Raw genomic sequence first — 14,547 nt, forward strand, 5'->3', positions numbered from 1 at the left:
TCCACCAACGAGCCCACCACCAGCCACACCAGGGACTCCGAACTGATAACCCGCGCCCCCGCCCGCACACTCGGCAGGCGCATGCTCGACCGGCTCGCGGATGGCCTCGGCGTACCCGAGAGCCGCACGCCGCTCGACTGGTTCGTGCGCCTGTTCTTCCAGCCTGCGCGTCCGGGCAAGCCCGACTACGCGCGTCGCTGTATCCGCGCCGCCGTGCTGCATCTGGCGCTGCAATGGGGCGTGCTCGAACCGCACCGGGTGCGCGCGTGGCTGTGGCGCGCATTGGTCCGTGCGCCGCGCCTGCCGGAGCAGCGCAGCGCGGCGCAAGGGCGTGCGGTGCTCGTGTGGATCGACCGCTGGCTGGTGCCGCTGCTATTGCGCTGGCGGGGCCTGCGCCGCCGGGTCGTCGCGCTGCTGCCGACGCTGCCGTGGGAGCGCTGGGGCGTGGGACTCGAAGCGGGTGCGCAGCGCGTCGGCCACGTTCGCTGGCTGCTGCCCATTCTCGTGGCAGGGGGCGCTTGCTTATGGATGCTGATCGGCACCTCGCCGCTGGGCACGGACGGCCAGGTCGAATTCTTCATGGTGCTGGCGATCGTGGCGCTCTTCGTGCGGCGCTTTCCCGGCCGCATGCCGGTGCTGGTTCTCACGACGCTTGCGCTCCTCGCGATGGCGCGCTATGTGTGGTGGCGCGTGACCCAGACCCTGTCGTTCCAGACGCCTGGCGAGGCGATCCTCGGTTATCTGCTGTTCGGCGCGGAAGCCTACACGTGGCTCATTTTGCTGCTCGGCTTCGTGCAGACCGCGTGGCCGCTCGATCGCGCAGTCGCCGAACTGCCCGCCGACACCGCGAGCTGGCCGAGTGTCGACATCTACATTCCGACCTACAACGAGCCGCTGTCGGTGGTGCGCCCGACCGTGTTCGCCGCGCAAGGCATCGACTGGCCGGCCGACAAGCTGCGCGTGTATCTGCTCGACGACGGCCATCGCGAGGAATTCAGACAGTTCGCGCGCGACAGCGGCATCGGCTACATCACGCGCGCCGACAACCGCCACGCGAAGGCGGGCAACATCAACCGCGCGCTGGAAAAGACGCACGGCGAGTACATTGCGATCTTCGACTGCGATCACGTGCCGACGCGCTCGTTCCTGCAAACCACGATGGGCACCTTCCTGCGCGATGCCCGTTGCGCGATGGTGCAGACCCCGCATCACTTCTTCTCGCCCGATCCGTTCGAACGCAACCTCGGCACGTTCCGCCGCGTGCCCAACGAAGGCAACCTGTTTTATGGGCTGGTGCAGTCCGGCAACGATCTGTGGAACGCGTCGTTCTTCTGCGGCTCGTGCGCGGTGATCAAGCGCACGGCGCTCGAAGCCGTGGGCGGTGTCGCGGTGGAAACGGTCACCGAAGACGCGCATACCGCGCTAAAGCTGCACCGGCGCGGCTATACCACCGCCTATCTGCCGACCGTGCAGGCCGCGGGCCTCGCCACCGAGAGTCTCGCGAGCCACATCAAGCAGCGCACGCGCTGGGCGCGCGGCATGGCGCAGATCTTCCGCATCGACAACCCGTTCCTCGGCCGCGGCCTCAGCTTTTTTCAGCGGCTGTGCTACGGCAACGCGATGCTGCATTTCTTCTACGGCGTACCGCGGCTCGTCTTCCTGACCATGCCGATGGCGTACCTGTTCTTCCAGATGTATTTCATCAACGCATCGGCGACCACCATCGCCGGTTTCGTGCTGCCGTACATCGTGCTCGCCAACATCGCGAACTCGCGGATGCAGGGCAAATTCCGCCATTCGTTCTGGGCCGAAGTGTACGAATCGGTGCTCGCGTGGTACATCGCGCTGCCGACCACCATCGCGTTCTTCAGCCCGAAGCACGGCAAGTTCAACGTGACCGACAAGGGCGGCCGGATCGCAGAAGGCTACTTCGACTGGGCGGTGTCCAAGCCGTATCTGGTGCTGCTCGGCCTGAACGCGAGCGCGATGATGGCCGGCGTGTACCGGCTGACGTTCGGCGACGGCGGCGAGACCCCGACGATCCTGATGAACGTCTTCTGGACGCTGTACAACCTCGTGATGCTCGGCGCGGCCGCGAGCGTCGCGCGCGAGGCGAAGCAGGTGCGCATCACGCACCGCATCGCGATGCGCGCGGCGGCCACCTTGCTGCTCGCGGACGGCACCACGGTGGCGTGCACCACCAGCGATTATTCGACCGGGGGTCTCGGTCTCGAAGTCGATCCGGAGTTGAAGCTCGCGCTCGGCGACAGCCTCGGCGTGTGCCTGAGCCGTGGCGACCGGCAATTCCATTTCCCGGTGCACGTGAGCCGTTTCGTCGGGCGGCACCTGGGCGTGCGTTTCGACGAGCTCACGCTGGACCAGGAACGGCAGATGGTGCAATGCACGTTCGGGCGCGCCGACGCATGGCTCGACTGGGGCGAGCAGACCGTCGAGGACACGCCGCTGGGCGGTCTGAAGGACGTGCTGACGATGGGCATCGAAGGTTATTCGCGGCTGCTAAGCGGCCTGCTGCGCGCGTGCCAGTCGCTGCTCGCGCTGGACCGTACCCGCTATTGACGCCGGCGGCGCGCGCGCCCGGGCAAAGAGAGAACTTCGTTCATGACTGTGTGGAACCTGTACTTCATCCTCAAGCTGTACCTGTACGCGGGCGGCCATCTGCAGCCGCTGTGGCTCGTCAACCTCGGCTTCGCGCTGGCGCTGGTCGTCAGCGCGACGCTGCGCCATCGCGGGCTGCGCGTGCTGCGCAATCTGCTCGGACTCGCGCTCGGCGTGCCGCTGATGTACCACGAAGCGAACGTGCCGCCGTTCTCTCGTCTGACCGAGGAGTTCGGCAATCTGACGACATTCAGCTTCGGCTACTGGCTCGAACTCGCGCAGCGCTTTTTGCCGCCGATGCTGCTGCTGGGCGCGCTCGGCGGCCTGGTCGCGTATTTGATCGTGAACCGCTGGGTGCGCGTCGCGACGTTCGTGCTGCTCGCGCTCATTGCGGTTCCGCTGTGGCATGAGGGCAGCACCTTGCTCGCGCAACTACGCACTGTCCCGGCCGCGGCCGCCGCATCGGGCGATGCGCTGGCCGCGCAACCGCTCGACCACAACGCGGCGCTCGCCGCGTTCCGCAGCGAGGAGTCGCAACGACAGGTGAGCTTCGGCCACCTCGGCGCCGATCAGAATACGCAGTTCGACGTGATCGTGCTGCATATCTGTTCGCTGTCGTGGGACGACCTCGACGCGGCGAAGGCGCGCAATCATCCGATGCTGAGCCATTTCGACTATCTGTTCACGAACTTCAGCACGGCGGCGAGCTATAGCGGGCCGGCTGCGATTCGCGTGCTGCGCGCGAGCTGCGGGCAGGAGGCGCACGCGGACCTGTACAAGGACGCGCCGCAACAGTGCCATTTGCTGGCCGATCTCGCGCAGGCGGGCTATACGCCGCAGACGATGCTCAATCACGACGGCCACTTCGACAACTTCCTGCAACTGGTGCACGACAACACCGGCGTGCCGAACGTGCCGATGATTTCGAACACCAGCGTGCCGGTCGCGATGCATGCATTCGACGGCTCGCCGATTCGCGACGACTACGCGACGCTCGCCAACTGGTACGCGCAGCGCGCCAGCACGCCGGGGCCCGTTGCGCTGTACTACAACACGATCAGCCTGCACGACGGCAATCGGCTACCGGGCAGCAATCTGTCGAGCATCGATTCGTACCCACAGCGCGTGAACAAGCTGATGAGCGACCTCGACCGGTTCGCCGATCTGATCGCGGCCTCGGGCCGGCGCGCCGTGATCGTGTTCGTGCCTGAACACGGCGCGGCCCTGCGCGGCGACGCGAACCAGGTGGCGGGCTTGCGCGAAATTCCGACGCCGCGGATCGTGCATGGTCCGGTGGGTGTCCGGGTGGTCGGCTTCCAGGGCAATCATGGGCCGACCACGGTGATCGACAATCCGACCAGCTTCCTCGCGATCGCGCAATTGCTGTCGAACCTCGTGTCGAACAGTCCGTTCAAGCCGGGCGTGAGCTTGTCGCAGTACGCGTCCAATCTGCCGCAAACGCCGATGGTCGGTGAAAACGAAGGTACCGTGACGATGAAGACGGCCTCCGGATACGTGGTGAAGACGCCGGACGGCGTGTGGGTGGACGGAAAGTGACGCAGACGGAATTGGACCGGGCAGGGGTGAAGCCAGAGGGCGGGGCCGTCGCAGACGCGGCCTCGCAGCAGGCTTCGGAAGCGCCTCCGGAAGCGGCTTCACAACAGGCTTCGAAAGAGGCTTCGAAAACGGCTGCGCAAGAGGCTTCGAAAACGGCTGCGCAAGAGGCTTCGAAAACGGCTTCGCAAGAGGCTTCGAAAACGGCTTCGCAAGAGGCTTCGAAAACGGCTGCGAAACAGGCTGCGAAAGCGGTGGCAAAGACTGCCGCGAACATCGCGCCGGGCGCGGGCGGCTGGCCGGTGGACGACATCACCGGCCTCGCGCGCCGTTTGCCTGAACTCGCTCCCGCGAGGTATTTCGACGGTCAGGCGAAGGAGTCGTTTCAGCAGTCGCTGATCAGGTGGCCGGTGCTGGCGCGGCTGATGAAACTGGTGCCTGCCGATAAACCCAGCGTGCCCGTCGAGCACGATGCCGTGCAGGAGCAGGAAGCCGAATAAATCGCTGTGAGACCTACCAAGGGGAGGCGCCCGAGGGAGCGCGCGCAGTGGAAGGCAGGCAATGCAGCCAATGCAGCGAGTTCGGGGAATTCAGCGAATTCAGCCAACGCAGCACCCCCTAACCGCGCCCTCTCTGCAACACGCCCCGATCACCGCAACTGCGTGATCGCGAGCAGCAACACCATGCTGCCGATCGCGCCATCCAGCACACGCCACGCGCTCGCGCGGCGAAACAGCGGCGCCAGCATGCGCGCCCCATAACCCAGGCTGACAAACCAGATCCCGCTGGTCGCCATCGCGCCGAGCGCGAACGCGACCCGTGCGCCCTGCGGCTCACGCGCGCCGGCCGTGCCGATCAGCAGGAACGTATCGAGGTACACGTGCGGGTTGAGCCAGGTGAAGGCGAGCGTCATCAGGATGATCGACAGCGCGCGCTGGGTAGGCGCCGCGCTGCCCGCGGCGGCATCCAGCACCGCGTGCCCCGGCCGCACCGCGCGGCGCAGCGCGCTGATGCCGAACCATGCCAGATAGGCGAGCCCGACATACAGCATCGCATGCACGAACGACGGGTACCGTTCGACGAGCACCGACGCGCCGCCCACACCCGCGCCGATCAGAATGAAGTCCGACAGCGCGCACAGCGCGACGATCTTGCCGACATGCGAGCGCATGATGCCCTGACGCAGCAAGAACGCGTTCTGCGCGCCAATGGTTACGATCAGCGACGCGCAAAGGGCGGCGCCGTGAGAAAAAGACAGCCAGTTCATAAACGGTCCCGTAGACGGAAGAAACGAACAGGGCTAGTCTGCGATTTCGCGTCTCATAAGAGAAGCTAATTTACGTAATGCCGATTAAGGAACGCTAATGCTCGACTACGCGTTGCTCGACGCGCTGGCCGCCGTGGTTCGCCACGGTTCGTTCGACCGCGCGGCCAGCGAACTCAATGTCACGCCGTCGGCGGTATCGCAGCGGGTGAAACTGCTGGAGGAGCGGGTCGGCAGCGTGCTCGTGAAACGCGGCCAGCCATGCGTCGCGACCCCCTCCGGCGCGCTGCTGTGCCGCCATACCGAACGCGTGCAGTTACTCGAAGCCGAGCTCAACGGCCGCCTGCCCGCGCTGCCGGGCGCGCTCGTCGAGCCATGGCCCGCGCTGCGCGTGGCCGTCAACGACGACAGCGTCGGCAGCTGGTTCATCGACGCGGTGGCGCCATTTTGTATCGAGCGGGAAATGCTGCTCGATCTGGTGATCGACGATCAGGACCATACCGCGCAACGAATCCGCGACGGCAGCGTGCAAGGCGCGCTCACCACGCAGGCTGAACCGGTGCAGGGTTGCCGCTCCGCGCGGCTAGGCAGGATGCGTTATCTGGCGGTTTGCGCACCGGCGTTTCGCGAGCGGTACTTCGCCGACGGCGTCACGCGCGAGAATTTGCGGCGCGCGCCATGTATCGACTTCAACCCCAAGGACCAGTTGCAAAAGCGCTTCATGCGCCGTATCACGCGAGCCGAAGTCGATCCGCCGCTGCACTGGATTCCGCACGTCGCCGGTTTCTTGCGGGCCTGCGTGACCGGGCTCGGCTGGGGCATGTGTCCCGAACGGATGATCGCCGCGCAGGTGGCGAGCGGCGAACTGGTGGAGATGGCGCCGGGCAAGCCCATCGACGTCGATCTGTATTGGCAGAGCTGGCGCTTGTCGATCGGCTGGCTGGACGACTTTAGCGCGGTGCTGCGCAAGCGGGCGGCAGAGTTTCTCGACTGAAGCCGCGCGGGCCGCTCGCGACCGGTTCGGCATTAAGCGCGCGGGGCCGTCAAAGCAGCAACTCGATCGAATGGAACAGCCGACGCTGCTCCGGGTCCTGCGAGCGCGCCCCTTCGTCGATCACTTCGCGCAGACAGCCGAGAAAACACGCGGCGGCGGGGCTGGTCGGCGCACCGCGCCGGGACGTGATGCTGACGAGCGTTTCGTCGACCGTCTCCCGCAGCGGCAGCGCCCAGAGGTTCTCCTTCGCGAGCGTCACTTCGACGAGCGGCCACGGAAACACGCTCAACATGTCCGTATGCGCGAGCAGCCCCAGCACGACCGCCAGCGAATGGGCGAGATGAATCGTGTGCGGCACACGCATGCCGCGCTTGCGGAACAGGTTGTCTGAGATCGACTCGCGGCTCGCCGGGTCCCAGTTCAGCACCCATTCCGCGTCCTCCAGTTCCAGCAGCGTGCGGCAACCGGCCTTCGGATGATCGCGCCGCGCGACCACCGCCGAATGCGTCGAAAAGAGCGGCACGTTGTGAAACTCCGATTGCGGCGACGCGGGCGGCGGCCGGCCAATCGAGAAGTCGAGACTGCCGTCGCGCAGGCGCGGCTGCACCACGCCGAGCAGGCCTTCGAAGAATTCCAGTTGCACTTCCGGCATGCGCTGCCGGAACCGCTGCACGGCGAGCGGCAGAAAGGTCAGCGCGACCCACGGGGTGACGCCGATGGACAGCTTGCCGGCGGCCGCGCCGCGCAGCGCTTCGATCTCGGCCTGGGCGCGCTGCAATTGCCCGAGCACCACCCGCGCATGCACGACCAGCGCGCGGCCGAACTCCGTGAACGCGACGCCGCTCGCGCTGCGCACGAGGAGCGGCGCGCGTAGATCGGCTTCCAGTTCGCGCATCGCCTTCGTCACGGCGGCCGGCGAAAGTCCTAACGTGCGGGCCGCAGCCCGGATACTTCCGGTGTCCGCGATGGCCGCGAGGGTACTGAGTTGATGCAGTTTCATCGGACGAGATGAGAGTGAGGTGGCAACCGGCAGTTGCCGCCGCAACGATTCTACGCCTGCCGCCGGAAAATCGGCGTCGCTATGCTGGGTCCACGCTTTCATAGACGGAGACGATACGTGAACACCATGGCCATTCCGGCGGGCATCGCCGAACTCGAAGACGAAATGATCGTGCTGCGCCGCCGCATCCATGCGCAGCCGGAACTGGCTTACGAAGAGTTCGCCACCGGCGAGCTGGTCGCGCAACGCCTTGCGGAGTGGGGCTACGCCGTGCATCGCGGGCTTGGGCGAACCGGCGTGGTCGGTCAGTTGAAGCTCGGCAACGGCACGCGCAAGCTCGGCTTGCGCGCCGACATGGACGCGCTGCCGATTCACGAAACAACCGGCTTGCCGTACGCGAGCAAGGTGCCCGGCAAGATGCACGCATGCGGCCACGACGGCCATACGGCGATGCTGCTGGCCGCCGCCAAACACCTCGCACAGGACAAAAGCTTCGACGGCACGCTGAATCTCATTTTTCAGCCCGCCGAAGAAGGCCAGGCCGGCGCGAAACAGATGCTCGAAGACGGCCTGTTCGAACAGTTTCCGTGCGACGCCGTTTTCGCGATGCACAACATGCCGGGCTTCCCGACCGGCAAGCTCGGCTTTCTGCCGGGTTCGTTCATGGCCTCGTCCGATACGGTGATCATCACGGTCACGGGACGCGGCGGCCACGGCGCGGTGCCGCACAAGGCCATCGATCCGGTGGTGGTCTGCGCGCAGATCGTGCTGGCCTTGCAGTCGATCGTATCGCGCAACGTCGCGCCGCTGGACATGGCGATCGTCACGGTCGGCGCGGTGCACGCCGGGGAAGCGCCCAACGTGATTCCGGAGACCGCCGAGATGCGCCTGTCGGTGCGCGCGCTCAAAGCCGAGGTGCGCGACTACCTGCAGGAGCGCATCACGGCGGTCGCGACCGGCCAGGCGGCGGTGTACGGCGCGCGAGCCGAGGTAGATTATCAGCGCCGCTATCCGGTGCTGGTCAACGATGCGCAGATGACCGGCCTCGCGCGCAAGGTCGCGCTCGACTGGCTCGGCGAAGACGGGCTGATCCCGGAGATGCAGCCGCTCACCGGCAGCGAGGACTTCGCGTTCCTGCTGGAGCGTTGCCCCGGCAGCTATCTGATCATCGGCAATGGCGACGGCGAGGGCGGCTGCATGGTGCACAACCCCGGCTACGACTTCAACGACGATTGCCTCGCGACCGGCGCGGCCTATTGGGTCAGACTCGCGCAGACGTTCCTGGTCTGAGCGGGCCCTGGCATGCAATAGCGCACGGCATGGCACGAACGCGGCGCGGCGCGCCGCGCCGGCAGAAAGCACATCAGGGAGACAGACAAATGGATTATTCCGTCACACCGCAAGCCCCAGGCGAGGACGCGCCTGGCGGACAGAGCGCGGCGACCGCCCACGCGGCTAAACGCATGCATCATGCGAAAGCGATTGCCGCGATTACGCTCGGCAACGGTCTGGAGTTTTTCGACTTCACGATCTACAGCTTCTTCGCGACGATCATCGGCAAGCTGTATTTCCCAGTGGAAGGCCAGCTCGCGCAATTGATGCTGGCGGTGGGCACATTCGGCGTCGGCTTCATCATGCGTCCGGTGGGCGGCGTGGTGCTCGGCGCCTACGCGGATCGCGCGGGCCGCAAGGCCGCGATGAGTCTGACGCTGTGGCTGATGACGCTCGGCTCGGCGCTCATTGCGTTCGCGCCGACCTATGCGACGATCGGGCTCGCCGCGCCGCTCCTCGTGATTCTCGCGCGGCTGGTTCAGGGCTTTGCGCTGGGCGGCGAAGTAGGCGCGTCCACCTCGCTGCTGCTCGAGTACGGCAGCGACAAGACGCGCGGTTTCTACGGCAGCTGGCAGTTCGTGAGCCAAGGCCTGAACACGGTGTGCGGGTCGCTGCTCGGCGTGTTGCTGGCGTCGTCGCTGTCGAGTGCGGCGCTGGAAAGCTGGGGCTGGCGGGTGCCGTTCGTGATTGGCATGGCGATGGGGCCGATCGGCATTTACATCCGGCGTCATCTGGACGAGACGCTGCCGGGCATCGAAGACGGCGCAACGCCTCATGCTGGTGCGCTCGACGTGCCTGCTTCGCAGCCGGTGCGCGAACTGTTTCGCGACCATGGCCGCGTCATCTCGATGGGTGTGCTGGCGACGATCGGCGGCACGGCCGCGAACTACATCGTGCTGTTTTATCTGTCCACCTACGCGATCCGCATCCTGCATCTGCCGATGGCCTCGGCGCTGTGGGCGGCGTGGACCGCGGCGGTGGTAACTGTGATCTGCTCGCCGCTCGCCGGGACGCTGTCCGATCGCGTCGGGCGCAAGCGCGTGCTGTGGGTGTCGCGCGTCTTGCTGATCATCGCGGTGTATCCGGCTTTCATGATCATCAATGCCGTGCCGAGCGTGCCGGTGCTGCTGACGGTGGTGGCGGCGCTCGCGGTACTCGTCGCGTTCACCGCCGTGCCCAACATCGTGATGCTGCCGGAGATGTTTCCGCGTGCGATTCGTGCGACGGGCATGTCGATCGTCTATTGCCTCGGGGTGTCGATTTTCGGCGGCTTCGCGCAGTTCTTCGCGACCTGGCTGATCCAGATTTCGGGCAATAACCTGGCGCCGGCCTGGTATCTGATCGGCTGCGGGCTGGTGTCCTTGCTGCCCTTGCCGTGGATGCGCGAGACGGCCGGGCGGCCGATCGACTGACGGTATCGACGCTGAGAGGAGCGGGCGACGCAAGCTTCGCACTGCTGCTTGCGCTGTGACTACGGACAAACCCGCCGCAATAAAAAAGAGGCGCGACAAGTTTTTGTCGCGCCTCTTTGCATTTGAGGGCGCGCCGCCGCCGCGCTCACTGGCCCACGCTCACCTCGCCGCCGACTTCCCGCCATCGGCCACCGGCGCATCGTCGGCCGCCGCCGCGTCGCGGGTCTCGGGCATCGCCGCCCACACCAGCAGAACGGCCAGCGCCCCCGCGGCAGCCAGCCCGAAAAAGCTGACCGCATTGCCGAAATGATCCGCGACGAAACCCGCCGCCGTCGTACTCAGCGTGGCCCCAATCCCCGCGGCCAGACCGAACAGTCCGATACACAGGTTATAGCGGCCCTTGCCGCCGGCCACGTCGGCGGCGATCAGCGGCAGCATCACGCCGAACACCGCGGCGCTCAAGCCGTCGAGCATCTGCACCGGCACCAGCAGATAAGGGCTGCTGATTCCGGCGAACAGCAACGCGCGGATCGGTAACGCCGAAAATCCGAGCAGCAGAATCGGCCGGCGTCCCCAGCGTTCGGCCGAGCGTCCGACCCACGGCGACATCATCGCGACGATCGCCTGCGGCACGATGATGCACGCCGCGATCACGAGCTGAACGTTGTCGCCCATGCTGGCCGTGACTTCGCCCGCCGCCAGGTTCAGCATCGCCGCGTTCGACAAGTGGAACAGCACGATGCACGCGGCGAACAGCAGCATCCGCTTGTCGCGCAACAACTCGCGCAGGCTCTCGCGCCGTTCGAGCTGCTGCGGCGTCGGCGCGGCTTTCGGCAATTGGACAGTGTCGGTGCGCTGGATCATGGTCAGCGCGAACAGCGCGGGCACCGCGAGCCCGGCCGTCAGCCAGAACACGGCGCGCGGCGAATAATACTCGCCGAACAGACCCATCAGGCCGGCCGCCACCGCGCTGCCGATCGACGCCCAGCGCGCGTTGCGTCCCAGCCGGTCGCCCAGATTCGCGCGCCCCACCAGCGCGAACGAAATCGCGGCGAGTGCCGGCGTGAGCATGCAACTGGCGAAGCCGTGAAAGACCTCCGCGGCGATCACCGGCAGTACCGTCGGACTGGCGGCCAGCAGCACTGCGCTCAGGATGATCGCGATGATGGCCCACGCGGCCGCGGCCTTCTTGTTGCGCAGCGCGTCGACGGCGGCGCCGCCGGGCACCTGGCTCACCATCGCGCTGATGGTGCCGACCGACAGCGCCATGCCGATTTCGCCCTGGGTCCACTTGTGCGACGCGAGATACGACGCGATGAACGGCCCGAAGCCGGTCTGCACGTTGGCGACGAAGAAATTGAGCCAATCGAGCGCGCGCAGACTACGCGCCGTCACCAGAGTGCGGCCGCTCATCGGACCGCCCGTGCAGTGGAGACCGCCGCGGCGGTCGATGCGCCGGGCGCGGAACCTCCGGCGGGCGCGGACGCGGCCGCCGGCGGGGGTGGGGGCGACACCGCGCGGATCGGTTTGTCGCTGGCGTAGGGCGGCGTCGCGTTGATCTGCGCGTCACTCAGGTCGAGCAACGGATGCAGCTCCTTGTCGCGCATGACGAAGTGCAGCGCCGACCAGTTCGCCGCGATCGTGCGCCGCTCGGGGCTGATGATGCCGTTGACGTCGAGCACGACCGCCTGCGGCTGCGCATGACTGTCGATGAGCACGTCGATCACGCGGCCGACCTTGCCGCCGTTCGAACGCTCGACGGTGGCGTCGATTATCGGCAATTGCGCGGGATCGGACCTGGCCGCGCTGATCGGCACGGCTGACGCATTGAGCGTGATCGGCGCGGACTTCGCGGTCGGCGTGAAGCGGAATGCGCCCCACGGGAAGCTCACCTTGCGGTCGCCGACGCCAAGGAAGCCTTGCAGATTCACGACCATCTCGCGTGGCCTGCCGAGCGCGTCGGCAATCATGTCGATCGCGCGTCCGACCACTTTGCCGTCGGGCTTTTGCACTTCGCTGTCGAGGATCGCTCGTGCTTCGTTGCGCTCGATCGTACGCAGCACGATCAACGGCGGGGGCGGTGGCGGCGGTGGCGGCGCAGGGATGACGACGGGCGGCGGTGGCTCGACCTTGTGCGGCTTGACGACCGGCTTTTTGGGCTTTTTCGGTTGCTCGGACTCGTTGGTTTCGGGTTCGACCGGCTCGGGCGCGGGAGCGGCCACCGGCGCGCTGGCGGGTTCGACCGGCATGATCGTCGCCTCGACGATCGGCGCCTGCTGCGGCCCCCATAGCAGGCTGCAGCCGGACAGCGCGAACAGCGCGAGCACAGCGAGAATCAGCACGCGCCAGGCAGGGCGCGAAGAGCCGCCAGTCATCAGGAAAAACTCCGTGGGCCGATGCGGACGGGCGCAGTGGGCCGCCGCGGTTATCGAGGTACGGGCGAGAGTTTAACCCGCGACGTCGGCCGGCCCGCTTTTGCCGGCGATTCAGGGGCGCTTCGCAAGCGCGCGCTCCATGCGCCGCAACGCGCAGTGGCCACCGGTTCGCGGTTCGCCGCGCATGCCGGCCGCGTTTGCTTGCCTTTGCGGATAGCGCGGCAGCCGCGAAACCGTCAGACGCCTTCCTTTCAGGTGTAGCCGACCCACGGTAGGTGTAAACGCGCGGCGACCCGGCGCGCTGTGCCGTCCGCTAGAGCATATAAGCGTCCCGACATGTCCACCATGCCATCCATGCGATTGGAGACATATCTGTGTTGCCCTAGATTTCGAAGCAACCAGAAGCGATGGGCTCCATCAACCCACCCAACGAGACGAAACCTGACGACGGCCATCTCGACGGCCGTTTCAGCATGCTGATAAAGGAGGCACTCATCATGATTGAACCCCACGCCCACGCGATTTCAGAAGTCGCGGCCGAATCGTTCGACGCCAAGGGCTTAGTCGACCGCTACTTCGATATCTCGGCGCGGGGCAGCACGCAGCGTCAGGAGATCGTCGCGGGCATCACGACCTTCCTCGCGATGGTCTACTCCGTGTTCGTCGTGCCGGGCATGTTCGGCAAAGCGGGCTTCGATACCAGCGCGGTATTCGTCGCCGTATGCCTGACCACGGCGTTCGGCTCGCTGCTGATGGGCGTGTGGGCGCGTCTGCCGATCGCCATCGGCTGCGCGATCTCGCTGACCGCGTTCACCGCGTTCGGCCTCGTGCTCGGCAAGGGTCTGCATCCGAACGTCGCGCTCGGAGCGGTGTTCCTGATGGGTGTGGTGTTCACCGCGATTTCGGTGACGGGCGTGCGCTCGTGGATTCTGCGCAATCTGCCGACCGGCATCGCGCATGGCACCGGGATCGGCATCGGGCTGTTTCTGCTGCTGATCGCCGCCAACGACGTGGGCCTCGTGGTGAAGAACCCGGGCGCGGGTCTGCCGGTGTCGCTGGGTCATATCACGGCGTTGCCCGCGCTGATGTCGGTCGTGGGCCTCGCGGCGATCTTCGGACTGGTGCGCCGCCGCGTGCCGGGCTCGATCCTGATCGTGATCGTCGCGATTTCGGCGATCGCGCTGGCGATCGATCCGGCTGTGTCGTTCCACGGCGTGTTCGCGGTGCCCTCGCTGAGCGCGCCGGGCCATGCGTCGCTGATCGGTGCGATGGACATCAAGGGCGCGCTGTCGATGGCCGTGCTGCCCAGCGTGCTCGCGCTCGTGATGACGGCCGTGTTCGACGCCACCGGCACGATTCGCGCGGTCGCCGGTCAGGCGGGCCAGCTCGACGAAAACGGCCGCATCATCAACGGCGGCCGCGCGCTGACGGCCGATTCGCTCAGCTCGGTGTTCTCCGGACTGCTCGGCGGCGCGCCGGCGGCGGCGTACATCGAGTCGACGGTCGGCGTGGCAGCCGGCGCCAAAACCGGGCTGGCGGCGGCGGTGGTCGGACTGCTGTTTCTGGTGGTGATGTTCTTTTCGCCGCTGGCGGGTCTCGTGCCTTCTTATGCGACGGCGCCCGCGCTGATGTACGTGGGTCTGCTGATGCTGTCGAACGTCAGCAAGCTGCATATGGACGACATGGTCGACGCGATGTCGGGACTGATGTGCGCGGTGTTCATCGTGCTGACGGCGAACATCGTGACGGGCATCATGCTGGGCTTTGCCACGCTCGTGATCGGCCGCGTGGTGAGCGGCGAGTATCGCAAACTGAACGTGGGCACGGTGGTCATCGCCGTCGTGCTGGCGGGTTTCTATCTGGGCGGCTGGGCAATCTGATCGGGTACTGCCGAAGTTGCCCGGTTTGGATCGGCGGGCGCTGAACGTTCGACGGAATGCGGGAACCTTGACATGCATCCCGAGCCGGCCCAGCGGCGCCCGGCCGCGCCCGCCGCTGAA

Annotated in this window: 11 protein-coding genes; 7 read left to right on the forward strand and 4 right to left on the reverse strand. The window is 66.5% G+C overall.

The annotated features are described in order from the left end of the window. Positions 1-81 precede the first annotated feature (81 nt). From bcsA to ABQJ48_RS31905, 3 genes are all read left to right on the forward strand, one after another. Positions 82-2,577, forward strand: coding sequence for a UDP-forming cellulose synthase catalytic subunit (gene bcsA, locus ABQJ48_RS31895; protein ID WP_367841921.1), 2,496 nt, complete (start codon positions 82-84; stop codon positions 2,575-2,577). 42 nt (positions 2,578-2,619) lie between these two features. Beyond that, a complete protein-coding gene (gene bcsG, locus ABQJ48_RS31900) occupies positions 2,620-4,173 on the forward strand; it encodes a cellulose biosynthesis protein BcsG (protein WP_367841922.1) in 1,554 nt (517 codons plus the stop codon). A 251-nt stretch (positions 4,174-4,424) separates the two neighbouring features. Beyond that, the gene (locus ABQJ48_RS31905) at positions 4,425-4,670 is read left to right on the forward strand and encodes a hypothetical protein (protein ID WP_367841923.1); all 246 of its coding nucleotides are present in this window, start codon (positions 4,425-4,427) and stop codon (positions 4,668-4,670) included. A gap of 149 nt (positions 4,671-4,819) precedes the next feature. Here ABQJ48_RS31905 and ABQJ48_RS31910 read toward each other — a convergent pair whose 3' ends face one another. Further along, the gene (locus ABQJ48_RS31910) at positions 4,820-5,437 is read right to left on the reverse strand and encodes a LysE/ArgO family amino acid transporter (protein WP_367841924.1); all 618 of its coding nucleotides are present in this window, start codon (positions 5,435-5,437) and stop codon (positions 4,820-4,822) included. 97 nt (positions 5,438-5,534) lie between these two features. On the opposite strand from ABQJ48_RS31910, the gene ABQJ48_RS31915 reads away from it, so the two are divergent. Beyond that, entirely contained in the window at positions 5,535-6,428 is an 894-nt protein-coding gene (locus ABQJ48_RS31915; protein ID WP_367841925.1) for a LysR family transcriptional regulator ArgP, read from the forward strand. Positions 6,429-6,477: 49 nt separating this feature from the next. Here ABQJ48_RS31915 and ABQJ48_RS31920 read toward each other — a convergent pair whose 3' ends face one another. Then, on the reverse strand, positions 6,478-7,428 hold the full coding sequence (locus ABQJ48_RS31920; RefSeq protein WP_367841926.1) for a LysR substrate-binding domain-containing protein: 951 nt from the start codon (positions 7,426-7,428) through the stop codon (positions 6,478-6,480). A 126-nt stretch (positions 7,429-7,554) separates the two neighbouring features. Between ABQJ48_RS31920 and ABQJ48_RS31925 the strand changes: the two genes are divergently transcribed. Together ABQJ48_RS31925 and ABQJ48_RS31930 are read left to right on the forward strand one after the other, a co-directional pair. Then, positions 7,555-8,718, forward strand: a complete 1,164-nt coding sequence (locus ABQJ48_RS31925) for a M20 aminoacylase family protein (protein WP_367841952.1) — start codon at positions 7,555-7,557, stop codon at positions 8,716-8,718. An 89-nt stretch (positions 8,719-8,807) separates the two neighbouring features. Next, positions 8,808-10,172, forward strand: coding sequence for an MFS transporter (locus tag ABQJ48_RS31930; protein ID WP_367841927.1), 1,365 nt, complete (start codon positions 8,808-8,810; stop codon positions 10,170-10,172). A gap of 159 nt (positions 10,173-10,331) precedes the next feature. Here ABQJ48_RS31930 and ABQJ48_RS31935 read toward each other — a convergent pair whose 3' ends face one another. Then, entirely contained in the window at positions 10,332-11,585 is a 1,254-nt protein-coding gene (locus tag ABQJ48_RS31935) for an MFS transporter (RefSeq protein ID WP_367841928.1), read from the reverse strand. Next, positions 11,582-12,547: a PRC-barrel domain containing protein gene (locus ABQJ48_RS31940; protein WP_367841929.1), complete on the reverse strand. Its 966-nt coding sequence runs from the start codon at positions 12,545-12,547 to the stop codon at positions 11,582-11,584. The genes ABQJ48_RS31935 and ABQJ48_RS31940 overlap by 4 nt, the downstream gene beginning before the upstream one ends. Before the next feature lie 497 nt (positions 12,548-13,044). Here ABQJ48_RS31940 and ABQJ48_RS31945 point away from each other — a divergent pair, with 497 nt between their 5' ends. Further along, positions 13,045-14,427 carry an NCS2 family permease gene (locus tag ABQJ48_RS31945; protein ID WP_367841930.1) on the forward strand — a complete coding sequence of 461 codons (1,383 nt, stop codon included), beginning with the start codon at positions 13,045-13,047 and terminating at the stop codon, positions 14,425-14,427. Positions 14,428-14,547 lie beyond the last annotated feature (120 nt).

It is taken from the genome of Paraburkholderia suaedae, from assembly GCF_040812055.1.
GTDB lineage: Bacteria > Pseudomonadota > Gammaproteobacteria > Burkholderiales > Burkholderiaceae > Paraburkholderia.

Bases quoted from the DNA above. Each gene is read 5' to 3' on its own strand.
- bcsA (WP_367841921.1), top strand. From the start codon at position 82: ATGCTCGACCGGCTCGCGGATGGCCTCGGCGTACCCGAGAGCCGCACG.
- bcsG (WP_367841922.1), top strand. From the start codon at position 2,620: ATGACTGTGTGGAACCTGTACTTCATCCTCAAGCTGTACCTGTACGCG.
- ABQJ48_RS31910 (WP_367841924.1), bottom strand. From the start codon at position 5,437: ATGAACTGGCTGTCTTTTTCTCACGGCGCCGCCCTTTGCGCGTCGCTG.
- ABQJ48_RS31915 (WP_367841925.1), top strand. From the start codon at position 5,535: ATGCTCGACTACGCGTTGCTCGACGCGCTGGCCGCCGTGGTTCGCCAC.
- ABQJ48_RS31920 (WP_367841926.1), bottom strand. From the start codon at position 7,428: ATGAAACTGCATCAACTCAGTACCCTCGCGGCCATCGCGGACACCGGA.
- ABQJ48_RS31925 (WP_367841952.1), top strand. From the start codon at position 7,555: ATGGCCATTCCGGCGGGCATCGCCGAACTCGAAGACGAAATGATCGTG.
- ABQJ48_RS31930 (WP_367841927.1), top strand. From the start codon at position 8,808: ATGGATTATTCCGTCACACCGCAAGCCCCAGGCGAGGACGCGCCTGGC.
- ABQJ48_RS31935 (WP_367841928.1), bottom strand. From the start codon at position 11,585: ATGAGCGGCCGCACTCTGGTGACGGCGCGTAGTCTGCGCGCGCTCGAT.
- ABQJ48_RS31940 (WP_367841929.1), bottom strand. From the start codon at position 12,547: ATGACTGGCGGCTCTTCGCGCCCTGCCTGGCGCGTGCTGATTCTCGCT.
- ABQJ48_RS31945 (WP_367841930.1), top strand. From the start codon at position 13,045: ATGATTGAACCCCACGCCCACGCGATTTCAGAAGTCGCGGCCGAATCG.